The sequence below is a fragment of the Burkholderia sp. BE17 genome, assembly GCF_009362305.1.
Taxonomy (GTDB): Bacteria; Pseudomonadota; Gammaproteobacteria; order Burkholderiales; family Burkholderiaceae; genus Burkholderia; species Burkholderia pyrrocinia_C.
On sequence record NZ_WHNU01000129.1, the window covers coordinates 1 to 364 of the forward strand.

Sequence of the window (364 nt, forward strand, 5' to 3'; positions counted from 1 at the left end):
AACCCGGATAGTTTCCACGTCCATCTCGAGACGCTTCCGCTATCCAAATTACTTACTTCTTCCAGATTGTTAAAGAACGACAGCCGATACCTACTACGTATCACTCTGACTGGCTCAATCGCCAATGAAAAAGACTCGAACCAAACTTCATTCGAATATTTGTCATTGAGGATTATTGAAAGCGGCCGGCATTATAACCGGTTTAACCGCAGACAGCTAGAGTTTCTGTCTTTATCAACAGCCGATAAGCGTGAGCGCTCAATTTTGCGAGAAGCTCTGGAAAGGAGGTGATCCAGCCGCACCTTCCGATACGGCTACCTTGTTACGACTTCACCCCAGTCATGAATCCTACCGTGGTGACCGT

Annotated in this window: 1 protein-coding gene and 1 rRNA gene; one reads left to right on the forward strand and one right to left on the reverse strand. The window is 47.0% G+C overall.

What is annotated here, in order from left to right:
• Positions 1 to 291, forward strand: a 291-nt coding sequence (locus GD429_RS41555; RefSeq protein ID WP_227792275.1) for a hypothetical protein, incomplete at its 5' end; no start/stop codon positions are given.
• Here the strand turns inward: GD429_RS41555 and GD429_RS40160 are convergent.
• Positions 281 to 364, reverse strand: a 16S ribosomal RNA gene (locus GD429_RS40160); the annotation flags it as partial. The two genes, GD429_RS41555 and GD429_RS40160, sit on opposite strands and share 11 nt — an antisense overlap.